Source organism: Prevotella sp. AM42-24 (assembly GCF_003461825.1).
GTDB classification, from domain to species: Bacteria; Bacteroidota; Bacteroidia; order Bacteroidales; family Bacteroidaceae; genus Prevotella; species Prevotella hominis.
Window position 1 is genome coordinate 102,345 of sequence record NZ_QTXV01000003.1, and the last position, 23,174, is coordinate 125,518.

The window sequence follows — 23,174 nt, forward strand, 5'->3', positions numbered from 1 at the left end:
TTCGTTTAATTTTCGAGATCCAAAGCATCGCAACCGCGGATGTCCTGATTCTTGTCGTAGAACAGCTTATACATACCTGCCTTGATATATGCGCAGACGCTGGTTACATCGATAGAGATGTTAGGGTTGTCAGCGATGTTCAGAATATAAAGGTGAGAAGTCAATGTTTCATCTACCTTGCGGATATCATTAGAACCTATCTGGAACTGAATCAGACTTGGACAGGTGGTGATACCTGTTGGCCAGGTACGCAGACAACGCTGTTTGGTCTGCTCATCACGCTGATGATTGATGGCAAATGCACGGAGTACGGCACTGTTCAATGGTTGGGTTGGCACCGTTGTGAAGCAGTTGTAACTCAAGTCCATATTGGTAATATATGGCAATGTAGTTGCACGGAAATCATCTGAGAGTGAAGTCAGTTTGTTGAATCGAAGGTCAATCACCTGAAGGAGATAAGCCTTCTTACCGCTGATAGAACCCTTAGGAATCGTACGCAACTCGTTACCGCTCAAATCAATGGTTGTGATTGGAGAACCTGCTGTAAACAACTCAGAAGGGAACTTCTTTATCTTATTGTTTGACAGACTGACTGAAGCTGCATTAATACCCTTATAGGTACCATGACTTGTATCTACACCAGTAATCTCATTGTAAGAGAAATCCACAGAACCCATCTCACGAACCGAACTTGCATCGAAGATATTAGGAATCTTCTTCAACTTGTTATGAGCGAAAGTCAGACTTTCCACATCATCTGTAAAGGCACAGAGATTAGCAGGAATCTCTTCAATCTGGTTGTTGTTCAGATAGAGAGAAGAGAGAGCTACCTCAGAACCAAACGGATGTACCTTCTTGATATTATTGTAAGCCAGGTCGAGCAAACCGAGATTTACCATCTTTCTCAATGCAGAATACTCAGGGAACTCCTCCAGGTTATTGTAACTCATATAGAGAATCTGGAGAGTCTTACCTGTCTTCTCCTCAGCTAAGCGAGTCCAATCATTTCTCAACTGATTAGCAGAGATGCCCTTGCATCGAGCCAAGTTCATCGCCTGCAAATTAGGGAGATTATAGTAGAAGTCTGGAATTCGACTGATCTTTGGACAGTTGTAAAGCTCGATATCGGTAAGGTTGGTCATGTTGTCCCAATCCTCTTCCTTGAACTCCTGAGCAAATTTACCATAAACGGCATCGTCTGCATTGTAGAACTTCGCACAAACCTCGTCGGATGTGATAGAAGAGTTACCGATATAGAACTGCTGCAACTTAGTCAGGCGATAGATGGCCTTAGATACACCTGTAATCTTGTTGGTCAATGTACCGATCTGAGCATCCTTCAGGTTGATACGGCCATCCTTCTTGATTCTGTTCTTAGGAGCTACCTTAGGGTCTGAGTTGTAGCTTTCTACAATCATATCCGACATATTGGCACGTGGGTCATACTTCAAGAACTTGGTCTCATAGTCATGACGCATAGTGCTCTTCTTGGCTGCATTCAGACTGTTGGCATCGTAATTATTGAAGATGTTGGCACCAATCTTCTCATCATGAGAACCAAGGTTGAGTACCTGAAGTTCTGTGAGCTGTCCGATAGCATCTGGCACGATACCCTTGGCACCGAAACCAGCGATGACGAGACCGATGACACGACCATTACTGTTGAGTGTGACACCAGGTTGGTCGCCCCACATATCGAGTTCCTTATTGAAGTTCCAGTTAGCACCCTTGAAAGTAGCATCGCCATAGAAGCTCCACTCCTTACCCTGGAGAGATTCCCAGATAGCCTTCAGAGCCTCATAATCCTTGATGTATTCCTTGGTCTTAGAGAGCAGGATAGGCACCTGAGCCTTATCATTCAGTTGATTATCCTCTACGATAAACGCCTCACCCTTTACAGGCTGGGTTTCGTACTTGGTCTTCACCGCACCAGTCTGACCGTAAGTAGTATAAGAAGTAACCTGGTAAGTACCAGCAGGAAGCCATACAGTAGAATCACAGTAGGCAGTACCCACCTCCATATACTTATCGTTTTCATCATCAGGATTCTGATGCTCCTCACTTGCCTCCTTGTATTTCACCTTAACGCCAGGGAAAGTGAAAGTCTCACGGGTAAAGAGGTTGGTTACGCTGATATCAATCAATCGGATATTAGAGAAGAGATACTCGGTATTACCGGCACGGGTCTTCTCCCATTCCTTGACAAGATTGAACTTCACCTTACCGCGCTCCACAGTCTCCACCATGAGGTTCTGTACTTCCAGACCGCCACCAACAACGGTGAAGGTCTCGCCGGCAGAAGAAGCCAACAACTCCTCATCTACAGCATCATAGAGATAGAAACCGATGACGGTGTAGGTACCAGAGGCAAGTTGCAGTTTTTCACTTCTCAGACCATACTCTGCATTCTCTGAATTATAAGAATTGAGCACCAAAGTCTGAGATACAGTCGTACCATTGTGCTCCATGACCACCTTGATTTTCTTGGCATCATCCAATTTCTCAAGTTTGTCAAGGGCAGCAGCACGGGTAGCTCTTGTAGAAACCTTCTTGCTGAGTTTGAACTGCACATATCCGTATGTACCGTCCCAGCCCTCGGTTTCATCATCAGAGCAACTTGTTGCTGCAAAGGTCAGGAGAGAGACCAAGAGCAACAAGAGTGCCTTTGAAAATATTTTCATTCTGTTCATTACTTTCTCTTGCTTCTAAATCCCATATTATTGATAATGACTACTCGCTGGCATACTCTCTGCATGTCGTTGAAACCAGCAAGGATAGGATAAGTGAGCTTATCGGCATTCAAGCCAACATAGATACCCTTATCGTCCTGTCCTACCTCGTAGTTTTTAACATCAACAGGGTTTCCTGTACCGTCGTAAATGACTACGTCTGCTCCAGCTGTAGGATCCCATCCGTCAATCTGAGGATAAATGGCTACATAACCACCATAAACTGTTGATTCAAATACTTCTTTACCAGTATAACTGAAGATGCCCTCAGCATATGACTTAAAGTCATCATTGGTTGTCAAGGCACAATCTACATTCATACCCATGCTGGTAACAATAGGAGCAGTAACCTCAGAATCACCCTTCTTTTCTTCCTTCTGTACAACATCCATCAGGAAGTAACGGTCGTAATCGCTCTTCACTGTCATGAAGTCTTCCTCCAGCATTCCGTCGAGTCCATTCTCTAGACTCTCGAATACGCTCTGTGGCAATGCATAGACCAGGAACTCACGGCTTCCGCTGCTCAAGGCATCAATAGTGAGCTTAACGTCACCCTTCTCACCCTGCAACTTCACAGCGCCGGATGTTTCCTCGCGCAGACCATCTTCCTTTTTATCGAAGACTACCAGCTGGTAATCATCATTTAATGTGTTGAGTTGGAATGGAACGAAGTTGTGGAAAGTGAAAACATTGGTAGCATCACCATTAAGACTTGAACCATTCTGTGTGAATACCTTACCATCCATAGAAACATTCCATACAGCCCACTGTGATGAAGTAGGATAAGTAATATCCATCGTATGAGTGGTCATACCATTATAGACAACAGGTACGGTCACAGCAGCCTTACCATCCTCAGAAGCAAAAGTAATGGTGTAGTTAGCCTCCTTGGCAATGGCATACTTAGCATTCAAGCCCTGACCCTCTTTGAAGGCAGCACCACCTACAACTTCATTATTTGGGGTACCTACCAGGAAACCGCCTTCCAACTCTACCCAAGCAGGAGTGTTGGTCACAGCAAAACGATAGGTTGACTTAACAGTAAACTTGTTGTAGATAGGCTGACCTGCAACATTCTTGTAACCTACAATAATACCGGTCTCAGTAATATCGTGGCCCAACGCATCATAAACCTTGAGATCATAGCCCTCAGCAGAACGCTGAATCTCAGCAATAGTCACTTCCTGACCGCCCATCTTCAAGTTCAACTGAGCTACGCTCATATCCTTGCTGGCATCATCGTCAGTAATAGTTACCTGGATAGTCTGCTTACCAGCAGCACCATTGAGCACGAAACCAGGCTTTACAGCAGCCTTCGCCTCTTCCTGATTCTCATTCTGAGCCTCTACCTTAGAGATCTTACACCAGATCTGATTAGAAGAAAGACTCCAGTTCTGGTTGGCATCGAAAGAAAACTCTTTCACATCGCCAGCAGCACCTGCGATAGTCTGTACCTGTGGAAATACAGGATTTACGGCATCGTCGTCGCTGGAACAAGCGGTGAACAAGGTCACTGAAACCAGCGCCACAAGTACGAGCCAATATCTTGAAATTAACTTTTTCATATTGTTATTCTGTTATTATTTTCTTGAATATATCTGCGTTATATAAGCACCCGAAAGGCTTAATAACCTTGTTCTTTGAGTCTCTCTGCCTCTGCATCGCTTATCCACTCAAACATGGTGATGAAGGTTCCTACATTACCAAATGATGTACCGTCCTTCTTATCGACACTCATGTTGACATACTGCAATACATAGTTCTGGCAGGTATTATAATAAGAGGTATAGAGAGAAGGCTGGCTGATGCGCAACTTGCCATCTCCATAGATAGTTCCGAACGCCTCACCGGTCTCACCGGCTATCTGGTCGTCCATCTCTACCTTTGGCTCCAGAAGGTTGCCAGTCTTAAACTTCAACTTCAGGTCATATCCCTTATAATATACATCCTTCAGGAGTACCGTATTTTCCTCACCTTCGACCACCTCAGTCTTGATCAGACGGTTGGTTACGTTGTTCAGATACTGACTGTAGAAAGTAGAAGTAACCATACACCAACCAGAGAAATTGTGGATATCGAAAGGACAAGCCTTCTGCATCACCACGTGAGTATAGTCTTTGTAGAGTTCAGTCCAGTTGTACTTCTCAGGAATCACCAGTTTCAGCGTGAAACCTAAGGAGTCCGTCTTTCCGATATTATCATAGATACCCTGAACCTGCACATTTCCTACCATCTCGCCTGCCTTGATAGTGACAGTATTGTTGAGCACACGATAATGCTTACCCTCAATGGCATTGCTCTCTTTGTCAACAACTTCCACACCGAAGGTGCGGTCGTAGTCAGCTTTTTCGGTTGCTGATACAGGAACATTGAAGATTTCATTGTTTTCCTGTACAGGATACTGATAGAGCGTATCAGAGAACATGATATGACTCGGACCAGAATAGGTAGTAAAATCCTGCGAACAGCTCGCAAGAGCGATGAGTACAGCTACTGCTGCCAAACATCTCATCATTATTTTCTTCATGATCGTCTCTTTATTAATAATCCGTTATTTATTACTTTCATTAGGCTCTATCTCTGAACCTGGTGCTTCCAGCTCATGCTGTGGAATTGGCCAGACAAAGAGTGGATCATCCTTCTCTACCTTCAAGCTGCTCTGTACGAAGTTGGCAGCAGGCTGATCAGAAGCCTTACGCTCGAATCCCTTGTGCCAGCGCTTGAGGTCGTTCAGACGGAAACCTTCCATATAGAGTTCCTTCACACGCTCTGCCTCGATAATCTTCATGGCATTGCTCTCGCTCAAGGATGTGTTACCACCGTATGATGAGTAACGGGCTGTACGCAAGGTAGAGATGTCCTTACCTGCCTTGCCATATTCACCCTTCATGGCATAAGCCTCTGCACGGATCAGATACTGCTCTGAGAGACGGAATACCATTGGCTGGTGAACATGCAGGATGTCACTGTTCAGGAATTCTGCATCACCAAAATACTTGCTCAGCAAAGGCCACTGCAATCCGTGCTCATAACCTGTCACACGGGTGGTGAAGATGGCTGCAGGACGAAGGTCGTTGCTGTCGTATGAATTGATAACCCAAGTCTCTGGCACATAGTCAGGACGATAAGTTACATAGTTGTAGTTATCAAAGATAGTACCCAAGGCACCACCATAACTGTTTACTGTAAAACCAACCTTCCAGATAGCCTCACGGGAATCACCATAAGTCCAGATGTACTTATAGTCGTTCACCTGACTGGAATAAGTATTAGAAGACGCCTTCTCCAATGTATAATATTTGCTGCCGATAACCTTAGAAGCATACTTGATGGCATCATCCCAGCGATGCATATATAAGGATACGCGCGCACGCAAGGCATGGCAAGTATATTCATTGAAGTAAATCTCGTTGTAGAGACTTCCAGTAAAGTCATCTTCCAACTTCAGATACTCTGTAGCCTTATCAAGGTCTCTTAATACGAACTCGTATGAAGCCTTCAAGCTGGCACGCTTCTGTGGCTCATTGCCGTAATAATGCTCAGTGAGTACCACACCCAGGTCTTTCTCTGCCTGCTCATCATTATCATAAGCCTTGCAGAACATCTTGATCAACTCAGAATAAGCCAAGGCACGAGCGAAGTAAGCCTCACCCTGATACTGCTCCAACCTGTCCAGTTCTGTATCACTGGTGGTATTGAGCTTCACTTTCTCTACATTGTCAAGCAGGAAGTTGGCACTATTGATAACACCATAAAGGGCACCATATACAGACTCGATGTCGGTATTGGTAGGCTTGATATCCTTCCAGCGATAGATATCGCCATAGGTATTGGAGTAGCCCTTCACACAATACACGAAGTCTGTCTGCAAGTCTGGCAAGAGTGTCAACTTGCCCGAGTACAATGCGCTGCTCTTAAAACTGTCATAGATTCCATAGACCAGCTTATCTACATCATCCACTGTATTGATAGCCTCATCCATGCGGATAGAATCCTCAGGATACTTGTCAAGACAGGAAGAAAAAGACAAGGTCAGGACAGCTGACAGTATATATGTCTTAATATGTTTAATCTTCATTATTATTATCTCCTTTCTTTGTTTAGAATGACAGTTCTACACCAAGCGTAAACTGGCGTGATGCTGGATACTGCGCCTGATAAACATTGGATGAAACCTCTGGGTCAAGACCATTGAAGCCTGTGATGGTGAAGAGGTTCTGTGCCTGAGCATAGACTCTTACCAAAGAGAAGAACTTGGTCTTGCTCAACAGACTCTGTGGCAAAGAGTATGACAAACTGAGGTTCTTCATACGCAAGAAAGAAGCGTTCTCTAAGTAACGGTCATCCAACTGGTTAACCTCACCCCAGCGAGGGATGTCGGTAATATCACCTGGATTTTTCCAGCGGTCATACAACAAGCGGTTAGACTGGTTGTAAGCTGTACCGAAGGTTACACCACTCTCCTCGAAGAAACGGTCGTTATTGATAACATAACGTGTACCGATCCAGCTGAACTGAGCAGACAACTGCAAGCCCTTCCAGCGCAAGCTGGTACCGAAACCACCCATCCAAGGCGCATCGTAGGTCTTGCCCATCATCACCTTGTCGCTCTCACGGAACTCGTTGGTCACGTTACCATCCTTGTCATACCAGAGCTGTTCACCATTCGCAGGGTTCACACCTGCATAACGGTTCAGGAAGAACTCGCTTACTGAGTGACCTACTACATATTTCAAACCGGTGGTTGAGTTTACATACTCGGTTACACCGTTATAGAGTTCCTTCAATCGGTTCTGATTGTAAGATACGTTGGCACTTACATTCCAGGTAAAGTCCTTGGTGCGGATTACATCACCGTCAGCACTCAACTCGATACCCTTGTTAGCCATCACACCCACGTTCTTCCAGCGATAACCCTCACCTGTTACGGTGTAAGACTCTGGCACACGCATCAACATGTTGGAAGTGCGCTTGTAATAAGCCTCAAAACTGAAGTTGATACGGTCGAAGAAACCAAGACGCAAAGCAAAGTTGCTTGCCCAAGTGGACTCCCAACCCAATTCCTCATTACCACTCTGTGAAGGATAGAGACCAGCTGTATCGTCATAGTTGGCGTCACCGCTCACCAATGCGAGATGATAATAATTAGGAATCTCTGAGTTACCGGAAGTACCTGTGCTGACTGCCAACTGTGCGTTGCTCAGCCAGTTATACTTCTTGAGCCATTCTGTCTGCTTCACATTCCACATGAAACCTACAGACCAGAAAGTACCCCAGCGATGATCCTTACCAAATCGGGAAGAAGCATCGGTACGGAGAGAGAAGTCTGCATAATAAAGTTCCTTATAGTTGTACTCGCCACGCATGAAGAATGACAAGTAAGAATAATCTGAAGAAGAGTCAGACCAGCGGCTGGCACGTGTACCAGACGAAATATTGGTCAGCAAGTCATTATTCTGTCCTCTGGAATAAACATTGAATCCCTCTGAATGATAATCGACAGCCTCCTGACCCAGCATCACGTTGAAAGAATGGATATCTTTCAGGGTGAAACGATAGTTGGCTGTTGTAGTCTCAGTCAAATTGAGCATATCGCTGCTCTGGCGAGCCGCAAGACCCTGTCCGTTATTAGAAGAGAGACTTGGGAAAGACTGCATGAATGCGGTAGAGTGAGAGAAATCTGCACCAAACTGAGTGCGGATAGTCAAATTCTCAATAGGATAAATCTCTGCATACATAGTAGAGAGAATCTTATACTTCTTGTTCTTGATAGGATTCTTTGCCATATATACGATAGGGTTCTCGCTCGTACCAGCCCAGTTGCCTGCTGCAAGAGAAGCAAGACTGCCATCCTTTGCGTATGGATTCCAATATGGAAGCATGAAGCGGCAAGCTGAAATTGGGGTAACGGTGTTATAAGAACCATCGTCTGCCTGCTGGGCCTCCTCGTAAGCTGCCATGGTGTTGGTACCAATCTTCAACCAGTTGCTCGCCTTCACATCTGCATTGGTACGGATGTTGTAACGGCGGAAGGTTGAATTCTGCGCAATACCATCCTGATCATAGAAACCACCAGAAACATAGTAGTTCAAACGGTCAGTAGCACGATTCACGGAAAGTTCATAGCTCTGCAAAGGAGCCGCATCATTGAACACCTCATCAAGCCAGTTGACATTTACCTTAGAGAGGAGATTGTAATCCTTACCAGCGTCCAGTCCTACTTCTTTCTCAAACTGGATACGCTCATCGGTATTCATCATAGACCAGTTGGTCTGCGCCAACTGTGAGAAACCATACTGAGCACGGAGGGTAACCTTTGCCTTATCCATAGAAAGACCACGCTTAGATGTGATTACAACCACACCATTAGCAGCACGGGCACCATAGATAGAAGTAGAAGAAGCATCTTTCAATACAGAAATACTTTCGATGTCATTAGGACTCAAAGTATTGAAATCAGAACTGGAAATTGGCACACCATCCAGGATAAAAAGTGGTGACTTACCAGAGTTGATAGAGTTTGTACCACGGATCTGGAAGGTAGCAGCCTTGCTTGGTTCACCAGAAGAGCTGATGACCTGCAAACCAGTACTCTGTCCTTGCAAAGCCTGGTCGAAGCTTGCCGCAGGGACATTTTCAATTTTTTCAGCTTTCACAGCAGACACGGAACCCGCAATGGTTCCTTTCTTACGAACACCATACGCCACAACCACGACTTCATCCATCACTTTGGAATCAGAAGTAAGCGTAATGTTCAGCGTTTTCGTCTGTGCATTGACAGGATGTTTCTGAGTCACCATACCGATGTATGAAATCACCAGCGTAGCCTTAGAAGCGTCCTTCACCTCGATGGTATAGTTTCCGTCAACATCGGTCACTACACCATTCGTTGTACCCTCTTGAAGGATGGTTGCACCAATCAGCGGTTCATTGTCATCAGCAGACATAACCGTTCCCTTGACGCTAAAGGTTTGCGCCAAGGTTGTTTGGACAGTCAACACAATCAGAGAGACAAGCAATAGGGAAATTCTTCTCATTCTTGTTTGTTTCAATTGTTGTTTATAAATTATTAATAATTATTTTTTTCTCGTTGGAATAAACGGTTGCATATATTAAATATGTTGCACGCCAGACAAACCCACCGTTCTCTCACCTGATACAATTTTTCACAAATAACAAACATAAGTATAGCTATTTGATTAAAAGCGGTGCAAAATTACTAATAATTTCTCACTTATTACAAGTTATTGCTTTAAAAATTATTATTTTAACAATAAAAAGGCTAACATTTCCCGCATTTCAGGGCATCTGAGCCGTATTTTGAAGTATTTCAATCCACTTTTTCATAAAAAAGACGAAAAAAATATCTGCATACAAATTATTTGTGTAACTTTGCCATCTGATTGATTTAGAGACTAAAATGAGAAAAAATTTAGAGACTAAAATGAGGACAGAAAGATGAAATACAAAATACTTTTTTTGATATGCCTGATGTTAGGTACGACTCTGAGAATGGCTGCACAGGATGATGAGACCCATCCGGAAAACAGGGATGTGGATATGGACAGCCCTACCTTCGAGCCGATGGTGAAAGTCGGCAAAGTATTGCAGGGAAAGGACAGCATACAATATGTGGAGGTCAACAATGTCTATGTATATCCCGAACCGGTATTCAAGAATGCCAAGCAGCGTATGGCTTACAACCGACTGGTATATAATGTAAAAAAGGTGCTGCCTATTGCTAAAGAGGTAAGAAAGATTATCAGCGAAACCGGTGAATATCTGGAGACTCTGCCTAACAAGAGAGCAAAGGATGCACATATGAAACTGGTAGAGAAAGGTATCAAGGAGGAATACACGCCAAGAATGAAAAAACTGACATACGCACAGGGTAAACTCTGCATCAAGTTAGTTTACCGCGAATGCAATTCTTCCTCTTACCAACTGATACAGGCTTTCCTGGGTCCAGTGAGAGCTGGCTTCTATCAGGCCTTCGCTTGGGCTTTCGGTGCGAGCCTTACCAAGAAGTATGATCCGAACGGAGTAGATAGATTAACAGAGAGAGTGGTAAGACAAGTTGAGTCTGGGCAGATATAATTTCCGTTCAAAGACGTTGAACCGCGGTTCAAAGACGTTGAATGTCGGTTCAAAGACGTTGAACGGACATTCAACGACTATGAACGGAGATTTCAACAGGGCTAAAAAAGAAGTGTTCCCAAAGAAAGCAACAACTTTCCTTAGGAACACTTCCTTTTATACCCAAATGCGGTGCCTATCTATTCCTCTGTATAAAGCACCTGAATCATCGTCTGACCCACAGCCTTCAGAACATTTTTATCCAAATGAGCCATATCATCACTTACCGTATGCCAGGTAGGACCAAAACTGCTCTGCTGGCAGTCAGGATAATAGGCTATCACATCAATCGTAGGAATCTTCGCCTTTTCATTTACCGGGATATGATCATCTGTTATCATACCGCCATCACTCTTAGGGAAGAAACTGCCATAACCTGCCTGACGGGCTGCTGCCCAAACCTTCTTGACAATGGCAGAAGCATACTGCATAGACATTCCCTCACGATAGAACTTGGCACCCTGTCCACCTACCATGTCGAGAAGGATTCCATAACGAGGGGAATAACCGTCTGGCTTATTCTCACTCCAATACTGAGCGCCCAAAGCCCAGGTATCTCCACTATCCTGAACATCAGCCCATTGAGGAGTTCCCCAATCCTCTGTATCGAAACATACAAAATCTACTCCGATAGCAGGATTCAACTTTTTGTCAGCCTGCAACTGGCGGGCAATTTCCAGCATGACTGCCACACCACTTGCACCATCATTGGCTGCCATCACAGGCTTGCGCCAGTTGGTACTGTCGGGATCATTATCTGCCCAAGGACGACTGTCCCAATGGGCACAGAGCAGGATACGGGTGGTAGCCTTCGGATTGTAATGAGCGATGATATTGGTATTCTTCAATATCGTGCCATCATATCCCTTGAGGTCTGCTTTCTGCTCCTCTACCTCACATCCGAACTGCTTGAACTTCCTTACAATCCATTCGCCACAAAGATCGTGCGCCTCGCTATTCATCGTGCGAGGACCGAAGTCGCATTGAGCCTGACAATAAGCAAAGGCTGAATCCGCATTGAAAGCTGGACCTACTGGATTCAGTTTCTCTGCTTCTTCCACTTCCTGTGCCTCAGGCGAACTTGTGCCATGAGTAGATTTGTAAGTATATGCACCTGCCACAATAGCCGCAGCAGCCACAACACCCAATATGATTTTCATTTTCTTCGTCATCTTGTTTATTTTGAACTTTCAGATTTGAACTTTATGATTATCTTTTCTCTATAGAAATACCTTTCAACTCACCGGTAATATTTGAATTCTTCACTTACCTAACAGCCTGTACCTGCGCCATTACTCTGAGCCAGTTGCCACCCCATATCTTGGCGATATCCTGTTCGCTATACCTGCGACGGAGCAACTGGATGGTAAAGTTGATGAGTTCAGAAGAGTCGGCTAATCCGCGGATTCCGCCATCACCATCAAAATCTGTACCAAGACCCACATAATCGATACCCATGATGTCGATAGCATGTTCCAGATGGGCAATAGCATCCATGATGTCAGCCTCACCCTCTTTGCGAAGGAAACCATGATAAAGTGTGGTATGGGCTACACCTCCTCTGGCAGCAAGCGCACGCATCTGGTCGTCGGTCAGATTGCGAGGCACATCACAGAGCGCCTTACTGCTACTATGACTGCAGACGATAGGCGTCTTGCTGATTTCCAAAGCATCATAGAAGCTCTTCTCGCCAGCATGACTCAAATCTACCATGATGCCCAGGCGGTTCATCTCCTGGATGACCTTCTCGCCAAAACTGCTCACACCATTGTGAGTATTGCAGCCACGGGCACTATCGCAAATATCATTATCCCCATTATGGCAGAGCGTAATATAGACGATGCCACGCTGGGCAAAATGCTTCACGTTGGCAAGGTCGTGTCCAATCGCCAGTCCGTTCTCTATACCGAGCATGATACTCTTTCTTCCCTTCCGCTTGTCGCTATAGAGGTCGGCAGGCGTACGGGCGATACTCAGGTAATTGCTGTTCTTGCTCACAATAGCCTCTATCTTGTCAAAGATCAGGTCGGCATACTGGGTAGGACCAGCCACATCAAAATCTACCTTGCTGCTGAAGGTCTCACCCAACTTAGGCTGCGGCAGGTAAGCCACCATCGTCGTTGCATCCTGATGACCGTCGGTCATTTTATGCAAATCTACCAGAATACGGGAGTCGCGATGGTCGAAACAGATACCCTGCGGGAAGAACATCGGCGTATCGCAATGTGTATCAAGAATAAGGATGCGCTGATGCAACTGCTTTGCCTGATAAAACTCGGCAGCCTGAGCAGTAAGCCATTGGAATATCTTCAGTCCGTCTTTCTCCAACCATTCCGGATGCCATTGCACACCGAGGATAGACTTGTACTCGCTACTTTCCACAGCCTCTATGATGCCATCAGTAGATTTGGCGATGCAGCGCAGTTTATTTCCCGGCACACTCACAGCCTGATGATGGAAGGAGTTGACAAAAATCTTCTCACTATTATATATATTAAATAAGGTGGAATCCTTCACTATCTGCACACTATGGGTAGGTTCCTCACGCTCTGCATCCTGCGAATGCTTCACTCCCTGTCTGATGTCCTGCTCCACCTTTCCCCCTAAAGCTATAGCCAAAGTCTGAATGCCACGACAGATACCCAACATCGGAATCTGCCGATTATAAGCCAGGCGAACCAGGAGGAACTCAGCAAGATCACGCTCCCGATTGATATGATGGAGCTTAGGAGAAGGCTCCTCACCCATCCAGAGAGGGTTGTGGTCGCCGCCACCAGTAAGAATCAATCCGTCCAAATGCTGGAGCGTATTGACGATAACATCTGTATCAGCAACAGGAGGAATGATAACAGGAGTACCGCCCGCAGCTATCACTTGTTTATAATATCGGTCACGAAGCGTAGCATCTATGCCCTCGTAGTTGGCAGTAATACCAATTACCGGCTGATGAGGAGCCTCGGGAAAAACAGAATATACACCTTGCAAGTGTGAATCCAAATCAAATGTTTCCATCTACTTATTTACATAAAAAAAGGATGTTTCACAAAGGAACCACTCACGACCGACTTAAGTCTTAACCTATGCCTCTCCCCGGTCATAAGTTGCAACACCCATGTGAAACAACCTTACCATTTATATTTACGTTGAATACTTATTCTTCTTCCAAAATAACAGGAATTTCTCGCTTGATACTCTGCTCAAGAGAAATCAGGGTCTCCGTAGAAACCACACCTGGAATAGCCTGCAACTTATTGTTGAGCAAATCCATCAGCTGCTCATTGTCGCGCGCATAAAGTTTAAGAAGCATGGTGTAAGAACCAGTAGTAAAGTGGCACTCCACAATTTCCGGTATATTCTGAAGGCGTTCTACCACCTTCTTATACATATTACCACGTTCCAGATTCAGACCCACGTATGTACAGGTAGAATATCCCAAACTCTTAGGGTTTACGTCGAATCCACTACCCGTGATAAATCCTGCCTCCATCAAATGCTGCACACGCTGGTGGATAGCTGCACGGGATACGCCACACTCTGCCGCAACATCCTTGAAAGGAATGCGGGCGTTCTTAGACAAGATACCCAATATCTTTCTGTCAAGATTGTCTATTTTCTCCATTTCTGTTGTTTTATGTTATTGTATCTTTGATGGTATCATCTTATACCAGATAGCAAAATTAGGAAAAACTATTGATATAAACAACAAAAAGCACGATTATTTTGCAATTTTCGTGCTTTTTGATAGTATTTATACGGATTTTAACAGAAAAATCGCTTTTATGGCATAGAAATTATAGACAATAAAAGCGTTCCACCAGTTTTTTACGATACAGGCGTCCCACTTTGACATAGCTTATGCCATCAAACGGCGGATAGAAGTGGCAAACATTATCGACCACCTCTATCAGATAATTCATATTGATAATAAATTTCTGGTTTACTTGCATAAATTGCTTGTCCACTCCCAACAGGTCATTACTCTTGATGGTCCGCTTCAGGCGAACAGGCGCCTTGCTACCAGCCACCACAGCCTCCCAACAACGCACTTCATGATTATACTGGAAGAGAACGATGTCACGCTTGTCCACCAGTTTGAAGTCTATAGTATTTGTATAGAGGAGAAACTTACCATTGTCCGACACTATTTCTTCCTGATCCCGTCCATCTGATTGCAGGGTTGGCAAAAGGGGCTGTTCGGTTAGTCGCTGCATGATGATGTCCAATTCCTTGTCATCGATAGGTTTCAATAGCACGTCAAAGGCTTTCTTCCTGAAAGCTGGCAACACAAACTCATCGTAAGCAGTATACATCACTACTCTACTGCGACCATAAGTAAAAGAATCGACTCGTTCCAGGAAATCTATTCCCGAAATGTCTGGCAACTGCACGTCGAGAAAGAGCAAGTCTGGTTGAAACTCACTCACGCTCGCCAGCCCATCTAATCCAGAGTGCTCTATGGCGACCACTTCTATCTCAGGGTATCTGCCCAACTTTTCTTTCAGATTTTCGGCAGCCTGCTTATTGTCATCTATAATGATTGTCTTCATCTTGCGGTTCTTCTGTCAAATAAAAAGTTTGATATTATCAGGAATAACTATCGTAGCAACGCATCCTACGTTTTTTCCGCACTCTTGCTCATTACTGAGCGAGAAGGTCATTTTGCTTTTGTTTCGCTCGTTGACAATGGCTATGGTTTGGGTGATAACACTCAGTCCTGTACGCTTCTTTCCTACGCTACGGATATCAAATCCAGGACCATTGTCCTTGACCTTGATGCTGGTTGCTTTTTCTTTCTTGTCTATCTCGATGTGAATAGACTTATGACCATCCCATCCCTTCAGCCCATGCACGAAGGCATTCTCCACAAGTATCTGAACGAACATGGAAGGAATGCGCACCCTATCGGCATCCACCGCTTTGGCCTGGTCGATGCGGAACTCGAAGTCATCGCCCACCATTTGTTTCTCCACATGGACGTACCGCTCCACAAAATCCAACTCTTCTCGTAACGTCACATCCAGGCGGCACGACAAGTCAAGGTTCGCCCTTATCAATTTTGTCAAGTCGAGCAATTCATTGGCATCCTGCTCATTCGACTTCAATATTTTACCATTGAGGACGTTAAATACAAAGTGTGGGGAGATACGGTTGCGCACACTTGCTAACCTCAGTTGCATGATGCGCATCTTATCTTGTGCATATTGCTTGCGAGAGCGCATGAAAAGAAGGGCAAACATCAGAATGATGACCACGACCAGCAACACAGCGGCCACCGTGATGGTGTTGGCACTTTGGACAACTGCATTTTTATGCTCCATTTCCAGTCTATGGTGTAAACGAATGGTATCTTGCGCAAAACGGTTCATGATTTCAGAGGCACGCATATTAAGTCGGTTATGTGCCAGAGAATCATCCATTTGTGCATCCGACCTAAGATTTTCATACGCTCCCCGATAGTCGCCTATTGACTCATAATACTTGCGAAGATAACGATTGCGAATTTGGCGAAGATTGAACTCCATATTGTCCAGTTTCTTCTCATGTTGCAATATATCTTTTACCTTTGCCATGTTTCCTCGTTTCACAGCTTGTCCGATACGGATGGAGTTGACATAGTAAATTGCCACATCGTTGCCATTCTTGGCAAACCATGGCTCTATCTCTTCGAGGCATTTTTCCGACCTAACAACATCGCCCAGATTGAGATACACATCTGCGAGGTTGAGCTTGCAGAGATACATGTCGAAGGTTTCCGTTTTATGGTGCTTTTCCAGAAAAGCCTTCAAGGTTAAAAACTTCTGGAGGGAAGCTTTGTAGTTCCTGGTATAATAATAGTAATTGCCATAATTATTTAGATAATAAGCCTGCATGCTCACCGACATCAGAGAGAAATACTTCTCTGTTTGTTGATAATATTTCAACGAAGTATCGAAATCGTTGAGTTGCAGATAAATGGTGGCAAGTCCTAGGTAGAGAGTAATGTTTTCCTGGGATGGCAACTTGAGCGAGTCAACAAGGAACAGGGCACGTCGATACCATGCCGCCGCCTCCGGCAACTGACTCTTGAAGATGTAAGCATCACCAAGATTGGCACAAACTTTAGGCAACTGATCTTTAGCATCGCTGTTGGCCAACAAGACGGTGGCCTCTTTGTAGAGCCTTATAACCTCATCGGGGTTCTGACGGAAATTATGCAGACCCACCGCTTTTAGATTATAGGCGAAAGCCAGAAGTGAATTGCGACGTGGCGACGAAGGTTGCCTATTGGCAAAAGCGATGGTATTGGCCACAATAGGAACAGAAGAATCGGGAGTGGTGGAAAGTTCATATACTTTTGCCTTTCTGATATAATATTCGTAATAAGCCAGACTGTCTTGAGCCGATTTCATGCCTTTCTCTATCATGCGAAAGGCATGGGGCGATAAGGCCTCCACCGAATCATCGATGCAGGATAAGGCTTTTAGTTCCTCTTCCGTTTTTTGGGTGTTCGACGGACGCTGACAAGCTACTATCAATCCAACTAACAGACAAAACAAAATCAAGTTCTTCTTCATATTTCACTATAGCTAATACTCACAACTGCAAAAATAAGCATTTTGCCACAAATATGCAATTTTCCCTTGCCCAAAAAACAACTTACCAACAAAAAAGTGCATCTTTTGGTATAGATTTACATTCTACCACGAAGAAAGGCACAACGACTCTTTGTCAATTGTGCCTCCTTGCAATTTAAATAGTATTTAAAAACTTTATTAGAAATTATAACCTACACTAATCATCAAGTTTCTGTTCTTCAACTTACCATCGCCAGAGTTCTTGGCAATATTAGAGAAACCAAACTCATAAGCAGCACCAATGTAATAGTGCTTAGCAACTGTCAAGCCTGCACCAATCTGAAGACCACAATCGAAACGTTTCCAATCTGCACCTTTATCGCCGAAGCAATCCCACTTGTCCTCGTCGCCATCCTCTGTTTCCTTAATCTTACCACCTACACCATAAGCGAAGTAAGGACCAACATTGAACTGCAACTGTGCTGCATCGCCGAAGTTGTATCGATAAGAAGCCAATACAGGAATTTCCAAGTACATTGGATTTGCTGTCAACTCATAGTTTCCCTCTTTCTCCTTGTAACCCTTGTTCTGGAGATAAAGACCCGTCTGAACATAGAGACTCTGCATCAAAGGAATATCAGCAATAACGCCTACATGCCAATTAGCTCTATTGTCTGTAGAAACGGTTACATTGTCCTCTTTATAGTCCATACCTGCAACATTAAGACCGGCACGGATACCAAACTGAACGCCGCTCTCAGCCTTCTCTGTAGAGAAGAAAGAAGAAGATGAACTACTTGCACGCTGTGCTGAAGTTGTAAGAGCGCAGAATGCGCAAACTGCTGCAATAATAATTTTTCTCATAATTTTAAAAGTTTAAATAATTAATACTCCTAACATCCAAATACATAGACTATAGAGGCGGATTACATATTGAAATCCATGCGCCATACATTATAGTTCTTTTCTACCGAGCCGCGCTGAGAAAGGAAGAAAATACTTTTTCCGTCTGGGGACCATACTGGCGACAAGTCGTTACCAGGATGGTAAGTAAGCTGAGTAAGCTGGGTACCATCGGTGCGAACCACGAAGATGTCCGTATTGTCAATTTTTTCCTTTTCCGACTTACTAGAACCTGTTACCAACAACCATTTGCCATCAGGAGATAACTGAGGTGTACTAAAACTCTTGCCAGGCTGGGAAAGAATAACTTCCTCTACACCCGTCTTGAAGTTTACACGCCATATTTCACTTTCCTTGTTCGTTGTGAAACGAGCACAATAGATAGCATCATAATTATTAGGGATAAGACAAGCCGTCATTCCTCTACTATAGTTGGAGAAAAGGTTTGTCTTGCGATCATAGCTCCAGAGACTATAGGAAGCATAGCCCTCGCCACGATGAAAATAGATAGTGTTGCCATCGGTGCTGATAACACCTCCAAAGTCATTGTCTGTTCCATTGGAAATCTGACGCACTACAGTACCTTGATTGGCATCTACCAAATACACGCCATGATGATTGCCTCTCACCTCGGTAAAGCACAGAGTCTTGCCATCAGGACTCCATGAGAAACCCTCAACATTTGTACGGAACGTGCGCTGTACGCTTGCGCCGCCCTTGGCAGCATTCTTGATCATGATGTTGGTTGTTCCATTCTTCTCATTGATGTAACCTATACGTTTTCCATCAGGCGACACACCTATCTGAGGTATTACCCACCAATCAATAGTACTGGTCTTGCGTGAGCCAAAGACACCAGATGTCTTACCCACAATGTTGCCTCTATAATCTGCTACACAATCAGCATCATCAGTAATCTTTTCGAACTTCACACCACCCTCCTCAGGCACGAACACGAGGGAATAATCAAATTTTACCTTTGCATCAGCACCTACCGACAATAAGAGCAATGATGCTAAAAGCCAAGAACTTTTCTTCTTCAGCAACTTCATATTCGATAATTTTAACTTATTATATTAAATTTTTCTGTTTGCAAAGATAAACAAAATATTTCGTTTTCACAAACGGCTAAAACAACATCTGTGCTCATTTGTCGATGGAGCACACTTAACCTGCTAAATTTAATGCTTATTCGATAAAAAATAAAAAAAATGTCGATAATGCGGCGATGATGGTTCCAAGGAATAGAGAACAACAAATATGATACTGCGATGTCACAGAAAAATATTCAATAAACCATCCTTATTGAATAAAAAAGTACTGATTTTATTCAATACAACAAATAAAATGAATAAAACCCGCTACAAAAAAGCCAAGAAATCGCTTTCTAATTCCAGCAGACTTCTTGGCTCTTTATAATATATACCTTAATATATATAAGGTTGCTAATTACTTGCGTGTCTTCTTGGCAACTTTTTTCTTACCAGCAGTTTTTTTAGCTACAGCTTTCTTGTCAGCAGTAGCCTTTGCGTTTGTATCTGCAGTTGCATTTTCTTCCTTTGCAGGCTCCTTAACCTCTGGCTTTACGATACTAACCAATTCCAAATCGAATACCAATGTAGAATATGGAGGAATCTGACCAGCCTGACGAGCGCCATAAGCCAACTCCTGAGGAATATAAATCTGCCACTTACTACCTACAGGCATAGTTGTCAAAGCCTCGGTCCAACCCTTGATCAGATTGCCAGCATTGAACTTATCGCTCTGCTGACCATGCTTCTTGGTAGAATCAAATACAGTACCGTTAATCAGACGACCCTCGTAGATAACCTCTACCTCATCGCTGGCCTTAGGCACTTCACCATGACCCTCTGTGATTACCTTGTACTGCAAACCACTTGGCAATACTTTCACACCAGGCTTCTTGGCATTCTCGGCAAGGAATTTCTCACCAGCACCTGCCAAAGCCTCCTTCTGGAAATCTTCAGCCTTCTTGCTGGTAAAGAATGTGGTATCATTGGCCAATGCTGCCATGAAACCCTCCTGGAACAAAGCATGGCTGATAGAATCGTTAGTACTCTTCAACTCCTCCTTAGTGCCAGGATATACACGCTTTTCTACCAACTTGGCAATCTCCATACCGGCAGAATAAGCTGTGGTCTGAGGATTGATGCCCATAGCAAGCGCATCCTTGTAACCACGGATGAAATTCTCCATGTAGGCAGTATCTACCTGATAACTCTGCTGCACATAGTTCAACAAACCACGGGTAGCATTGATACCTGCAGCATAACTCAAAGAATCGGCAGAAGTTTTCAACTCGATAGGGGCTACTTTCTTGCCCTTTTTCTTATCTTTCTTGTTTGCAGCACCCGCTGTAAACAAAGAAGCACTCGCCGCGAGGACGAGTGCTGTCATGATTATTTTATTCATTCTTTTATTTAAGTCCTCTATTGTCTGAGTCCCCACAAAAACTGTCGGGTCTCTGTATTTTGAAATCCCTGTTACTTCTCACCAAGAGAAACCAACTCAATCTTGAAAATCAAAACAGAGAATGGCTTGATCTGACCCTGCTCACGCTCACCATAAGCCAAGTTCTGAGGAATGTAAACCTCCCAAACTGAACCTACAGGCATGTGAACCAAAGCCTCGGTCCAGCCCTTGATTACCTGATTAGCACGGAGAGAAACAGGCTCACCACGCTTGTAAGAAGAATCGAATACGTTGCCATCGATAGTCTTACCCTCATACTGTACCTTCACCATAGAAGTATCCTTTGGCATAGGACCGTTACCCTCTTTGATGACCTTATACTGAACACCAGAAGGCAATGTAACTACACCTGGCTTCTTCTTGTTAGCAGCGAGGAACTTCTCACCAGCCACCTTGTTAGGACCATACTGCTTCTCCATAGCCTTAGCCTTGATGGAAACCATCTTCTCCTGTGCTATACGACCAGCCTGCTCTATAGTCATCAAGCCTTTCTTGCCAGTAGTACCAGAAACGAAACCAGCCATGAAGTTCTTCAAAGAGATAGTCTTGGTAGAATCACCACCAAATACCTCGTGGTTGATACCCTTAACCATCTGGTTGGAAATCTGCTGACCAATCTGAATACCTGCATAGTAAGCAGCCTTCTTCTTGTCATCACCAGCATTGGCACCATCGTTAAGACCCTTGATGAAATCGTCCATGTAAGCAGTATCAATCTGCAGACGATCACTCAGGTATTCCTTCAAACCCTGTGTCTGTGCCATACCCATCGCATAACTCAAGGTATCAACCTCGTCTTTGAGGTCTGCCTTAGGGGTAGAATTGCCACAGCTTACGAATGTAGCTGCAGCGAAAGCCATCATCATGGCTCCGAAAAATAACTTTTTCATTTTGCTTATGTTTATTATCTTTGTTTTTTACTTAACTGCTACCAACTCTACGTCGAAGATCAAAGCTGAGAATGGAGGGATAGAAGCACCTGCACCACGCTCGCCATAACCCAACTGGTAAGGGATGAAGAAACGATACTTAGCACCCTCGGTCATGAGCTGAAGACCTTCTGTCCAACCAGCGATAACCTGATTCAATGGGAATGTAGCTGTCTGACCACGGTCGTAAGAGCTGTCGAACTTAGTACCATCGATGAGCGTACCCTCGTAGTGGCACTCCACCTGGTCTGTAGCCTTAGGAGCCTTGCCATTACCCTCGCGCAACACCTGATATTGCAAACCACTCTTGGTAGTAATAATACCTTCTTTCTTGCCATTTTCAGCGAGGAACTTCTCACCTGCCTCCTTGGCAACCTTACCCTTCTCGGCAGCTGCAGCCTGAGCCTTAGCCTCCTGCTCTGCAAAGAAGTTCTGTACCAACTCCTGGGCCTCCTGCTCGCTGAGCTGCAATTTGCCTGCAATAGCATCCTTCACAGCCTGTGCGAAATCATCAATATTCAAACTTTCAGCTCCCATAGAAGCCAACTGGCGGCCGATACCGATACCCAGAGCGTAACTTACTTTATCCATAAAATTATCTATAACTTTTAATTAATAATCTAAATTTGTATCAAAACGTGTGCAAAGATAACATTTTTCTTGGTGATAACGATGCTATTTGAAGAAAAATTACTAAATTTGTGCATTGTTAATAGTAAAATTATGAAGAAACTCGTATTTTTAACCGGTGCCGGCATGTCTGTGGAAAGCGGTTTCAAAACTTTCCGCGGCAACGATGGCCTGTGGGAGAACTATCCTGTAGAACAGATTGCAACCCACGAGGGCTGGGAAGCTGATCCTACATTAGTGACCAACTTCTACAACATGCTTAGACATAAACTGTATGCCGCCCAACCAAACGAGGGGCATAAACTCATCAAGGACTTGGAAAAAGACTTCGAAGTGACAGTTATCACACAGAATGTTGATAACCTGCACGAAAAGGCCGGTTCCAAGAATGTAATCCACTTGCATGGTGAACTGTCAAAGGTCTGCTCTTCCCGCAATCCTTATGATAATCGCTACATCAAAGAATTGCCGGAAGATGACTGCGAAGTAAAACCGGGAACGGAAGCTGGCGACGGCAGTCTCCTGCGCCCATTCATCGTTTTCTTCGGTGAGAGCGTACCGATGATAGAACCTGCAGCCGAGACTGTACAGAATGCCGATATTTTCGTCATCATCGGAACTTCACTCAATGTTTATCCTGCTGCAGGTCTGATTTCCTATACCAAGCCCCGCATTCCTATCTATCTGATAGACCCGGGAGCAGTAAATACCAACGAATACTACCAGATAAAACACATCATGAAGGGTGCTTCGGAAGGAATGAAAGAGCTTACAGAAATACTGGAAAAAGAGAAATAGAT

17 protein-coding genes are annotated in these 23,174 nt (G+C 44.3%); 2 read left to right on the top strand and 15 right to left on the bottom strand.

Translation table 11 applies throughout. From position 1 onward, the window contains the following. Positions 1-5: 5 nt before the first annotated feature. From DW917_RS02085 to DW917_RS02105, 5 genes are read right to left on the bottom strand one after another with little or no spacing between them, the layout of a single operon-like run. On the bottom strand, positions 6-2,690 hold the full coding sequence (locus DW917_RS02085; protein WP_118116023.1) for a DUF4458 domain-containing protein: 2,685 nt from the start codon (positions 2,688-2,690) through the stop codon (positions 6-8). Then, entirely contained in the window at positions 2,690-4,294 is a 1,605-nt protein-coding gene (locus tag DW917_RS02090) for a DUF5003 domain-containing protein (protein WP_118116025.1), read from the bottom strand. Before DW917_RS02090 ends, DW917_RS02085 begins: the two co-directional genes overlap by 1 nt. A gap of 59 nt (positions 4,295-4,353) precedes the next feature. Further along, entirely contained in the window at positions 4,354-5,256 is a 903-nt protein-coding gene (locus DW917_RS02095) for a DUF4984 domain-containing protein (RefSeq protein WP_118116027.1), read from the bottom strand. 24 nt (positions 5,257-5,280) lie between these two features. Then, positions 5,281-6,807 carry a RagB/SusD family nutrient uptake outer membrane protein gene (locus DW917_RS02100; protein ID WP_118116029.1) on the bottom strand — a complete coding sequence of 509 codons (1,527 nt, stop codon included), beginning with the start codon at positions 6,805-6,807 and terminating at the stop codon, positions 5,281-5,283. A gap of 22 nt (positions 6,808-6,829) precedes the next feature. Continuing rightward, positions 6,830-9,766, bottom strand: coding sequence for a TonB-dependent receptor (locus DW917_RS02105; RefSeq protein ID WP_118116031.1), 2,937 nt, complete (start codon positions 9,764-9,766; stop codon positions 6,830-6,832). Positions 9,767-10,220: 454 nt separating this feature from the next. Between DW917_RS02105 and DW917_RS02110 the strand changes: the two genes are divergently transcribed. Beyond that, complete coding sequence (locus DW917_RS02110; RefSeq protein ID WP_370453503.1) at positions 10,221-10,826, top strand: DUF4294 domain-containing protein; 606 nt, start codon at positions 10,221-10,223, stop codon at positions 10,824-10,826. Between the two features lie 179 nt (positions 10,827-11,005). Here DW917_RS02110 and DW917_RS02115 read toward each other — a convergent pair whose 3' ends face one another. The 10 genes from DW917_RS02115 to DW917_RS02160 form a co-directional block, all read right to left on the bottom strand. Continuing rightward, positions 11,006-12,037, bottom strand: a complete 1,032-nt coding sequence (locus DW917_RS02115; RefSeq protein ID WP_118116035.1) for a M28 family peptidase — start codon at positions 12,035-12,037, stop codon at positions 11,006-11,008. Positions 12,038-12,131: 94 nt separating this feature from the next. Beyond that, on the bottom strand, positions 12,132-13,877 hold the full coding sequence (locus DW917_RS02120) for a membrane dipeptidase (RefSeq protein ID WP_118116037.1): 1,746 nt from the start codon (positions 13,875-13,877) through the stop codon (positions 12,132-12,134). A gap of 139 nt (positions 13,878-14,016) precedes the next feature. Beyond that, positions 14,017-14,484 (bottom strand): Lrp/AsnC family transcriptional regulator, encoded by a 468-nt coding sequence (locus DW917_RS02125; protein ID WP_022111472.1) that lies wholly within the window; start codon positions 14,482-14,484, stop codon positions 14,017-14,019. 172 nt (positions 14,485-14,656) lie between these two features. Then, positions 14,657-15,412 carry a LytTR family DNA-binding domain-containing protein gene (locus tag DW917_RS02130; RefSeq protein ID WP_118116039.1) on the bottom strand — a complete coding sequence of 252 codons (756 nt, stop codon included), beginning with the start codon at positions 15,410-15,412 and terminating at the stop codon, positions 14,657-14,659. A gap of 15 nt (positions 15,413-15,427) precedes the next feature. Continuing rightward, positions 15,428-17,419 (bottom strand): histidine kinase, encoded by a 1,992-nt coding sequence (locus DW917_RS02135; RefSeq protein ID WP_118116041.1) that lies wholly within the window; start codon positions 17,417-17,419, stop codon positions 15,428-15,430. Positions 17,420-17,617: 198 nt separating this feature from the next. Continuing rightward, entirely contained in the window at positions 17,618-18,283 is a 666-nt protein-coding gene (locus DW917_RS02140) for a porin family protein (RefSeq protein ID WP_118116043.1), read from the bottom strand. Between the two features lie 62 nt (positions 18,284-18,345). Beyond that, positions 18,346-19,374 carry a PD40 domain-containing protein gene (locus tag DW917_RS02145; RefSeq protein ID WP_118116045.1) on the bottom strand — a complete coding sequence of 343 codons (1,029 nt, stop codon included), beginning with the start codon at positions 19,372-19,374 and terminating at the stop codon, positions 18,346-18,348. Between the two features lie 397 nt (positions 19,375-19,771). Continuing rightward, complete coding sequence (locus DW917_RS02150; protein ID WP_118116047.1) at positions 19,772-20,755, bottom strand: FKBP-type peptidyl-prolyl cis-trans isomerase; 984 nt, start codon at positions 20,753-20,755, stop codon at positions 19,772-19,774. A 71-nt stretch (positions 20,756-20,826) separates the two neighbouring features. Then, the gene (locus DW917_RS02155) at positions 20,827-21,705 is read right to left on the bottom strand and encodes an FKBP-type peptidyl-prolyl cis-trans isomerase (RefSeq protein WP_118116049.1); all 879 of its coding nucleotides are present in this window, start codon (positions 21,703-21,705) and stop codon (positions 20,827-20,829) included. 27 nt (positions 21,706-21,732) lie between these two features. Then, positions 21,733-22,335, bottom strand: a complete 603-nt coding sequence (locus DW917_RS02160) for an FKBP-type peptidyl-prolyl cis-trans isomerase (RefSeq protein ID WP_118116051.1) — start codon at positions 22,333-22,335, stop codon at positions 21,733-21,735. A 132-nt stretch (positions 22,336-22,467) separates the two neighbouring features. Here DW917_RS02160 and DW917_RS02165 point away from each other — a divergent pair, with 132 nt between their 5' ends. Then, positions 22,468-23,172: an NAD-dependent deacylase gene (locus DW917_RS02165; RefSeq protein WP_118116053.1), complete on the top strand. Its 705-nt coding sequence runs from the start codon at positions 22,468-22,470 to the stop codon at positions 23,170-23,172. Positions 23,173-23,174 lie beyond the last annotated feature (2 nt).

Excerpts from the sequence above, each read along its gene's own strand:
- DW917_RS02130 (WP_118116039.1), bottom strand. The coding sequence starts at position 15,412 with ATGAAGACAATCATTATAGATGACAATAAGCAGGCTGCCGAAAATCTG.
- DW917_RS02100 (WP_118116029.1), bottom strand. The coding sequence starts at position 6,807 with ATGAAGATTAAACATATTAAGACATATATACTGTCAGCTGTCCTGACC.
- DW917_RS02110 (WP_370453503.1), top strand. The coding sequence starts at position 10,221 with ATGTTAGGTACGACTCTGAGAATGGCTGCACAGGATGATGAGACCCAT.
- DW917_RS02160 (WP_118116051.1), bottom strand. The coding sequence starts at position 22,335 with ATGGATAAAGTAAGTTACGCTCTGGGTATCGGTATCGGCCGCCAGTTG.
- DW917_RS02125 (WP_022111472.1), bottom strand. The coding sequence starts at position 14,484 with ATGGAGAAAATAGACAATCTTGACAGAAAGATATTGGGTATCTTGTCT.
- DW917_RS02115 (WP_118116035.1), bottom strand. The coding sequence starts at position 12,037 with ATGACGAAGAAAATGAAAATCATATTGGGTGTTGTGGCTGCTGCGGCT.
- DW917_RS02090 (WP_118116025.1), bottom strand. The coding sequence starts at position 4,294 with ATGAAAAAGTTAATTTCAAGATATTGGCTCGTACTTGTGGCGCTGGTT.
- DW917_RS02095 (WP_118116027.1), bottom strand. The coding sequence starts at position 5,256 with ATGAAGAAAATAATGATGAGATGTTTGGCAGCAGTAGCTGTACTCATC.
- DW917_RS02155 (WP_118116049.1), bottom strand. The coding sequence starts at position 21,705 with ATGAAAAAGTTATTTTTCGGAGCCATGATGATGGCTTTCGCTGCAGCT.
- DW917_RS02140 (WP_118116043.1), bottom strand. The coding sequence starts at position 18,283 with ATGAGAAAAATTATTATTGCAGCAGTTTGCGCATTCTGCGCTCTTACA.
- DW917_RS02120 (WP_118116037.1), bottom strand. The coding sequence starts at position 13,877 with ATGGAAACATTTGATTTGGATTCACACTTGCAAGGTGTATATTCTGTT.
- DW917_RS02135 (WP_118116041.1), bottom strand. The coding sequence starts at position 17,419 with ATGAAGAAGAACTTGATTTTGTTTTGTCTGTTAGTTGGATTGATAGTA.
- DW917_RS02150 (WP_118116047.1), bottom strand. The coding sequence starts at position 20,755 with ATGAATAAAATAATCATGACAGCACTCGTCCTCGCGGCGAGTGCTTCT.
- DW917_RS02085 (WP_118116023.1), bottom strand. The coding sequence starts at position 2,690 with ATGAACAGAATGAAAATATTTTCAAAGGCACTCTTGTTGCTCTTGGTC.
- DW917_RS02105 (WP_118116031.1), bottom strand. The coding sequence starts at position 9,766 with ATGAGAAGAATTTCCCTATTGCTTGTCTCTCTGATTGTGTTGACTGTC.
- DW917_RS02145 (WP_118116045.1), bottom strand. The coding sequence starts at position 19,374 with ATGAAGTTGCTGAAGAAGAAAAGTTCTTGGCTTTTAGCATCATTGCTC.
- DW917_RS02165 (WP_118116053.1), top strand. The coding sequence starts at position 22,468 with ATGAAGAAACTCGTATTTTTAACCGGTGCCGGCATGTCTGTGGAAAGC.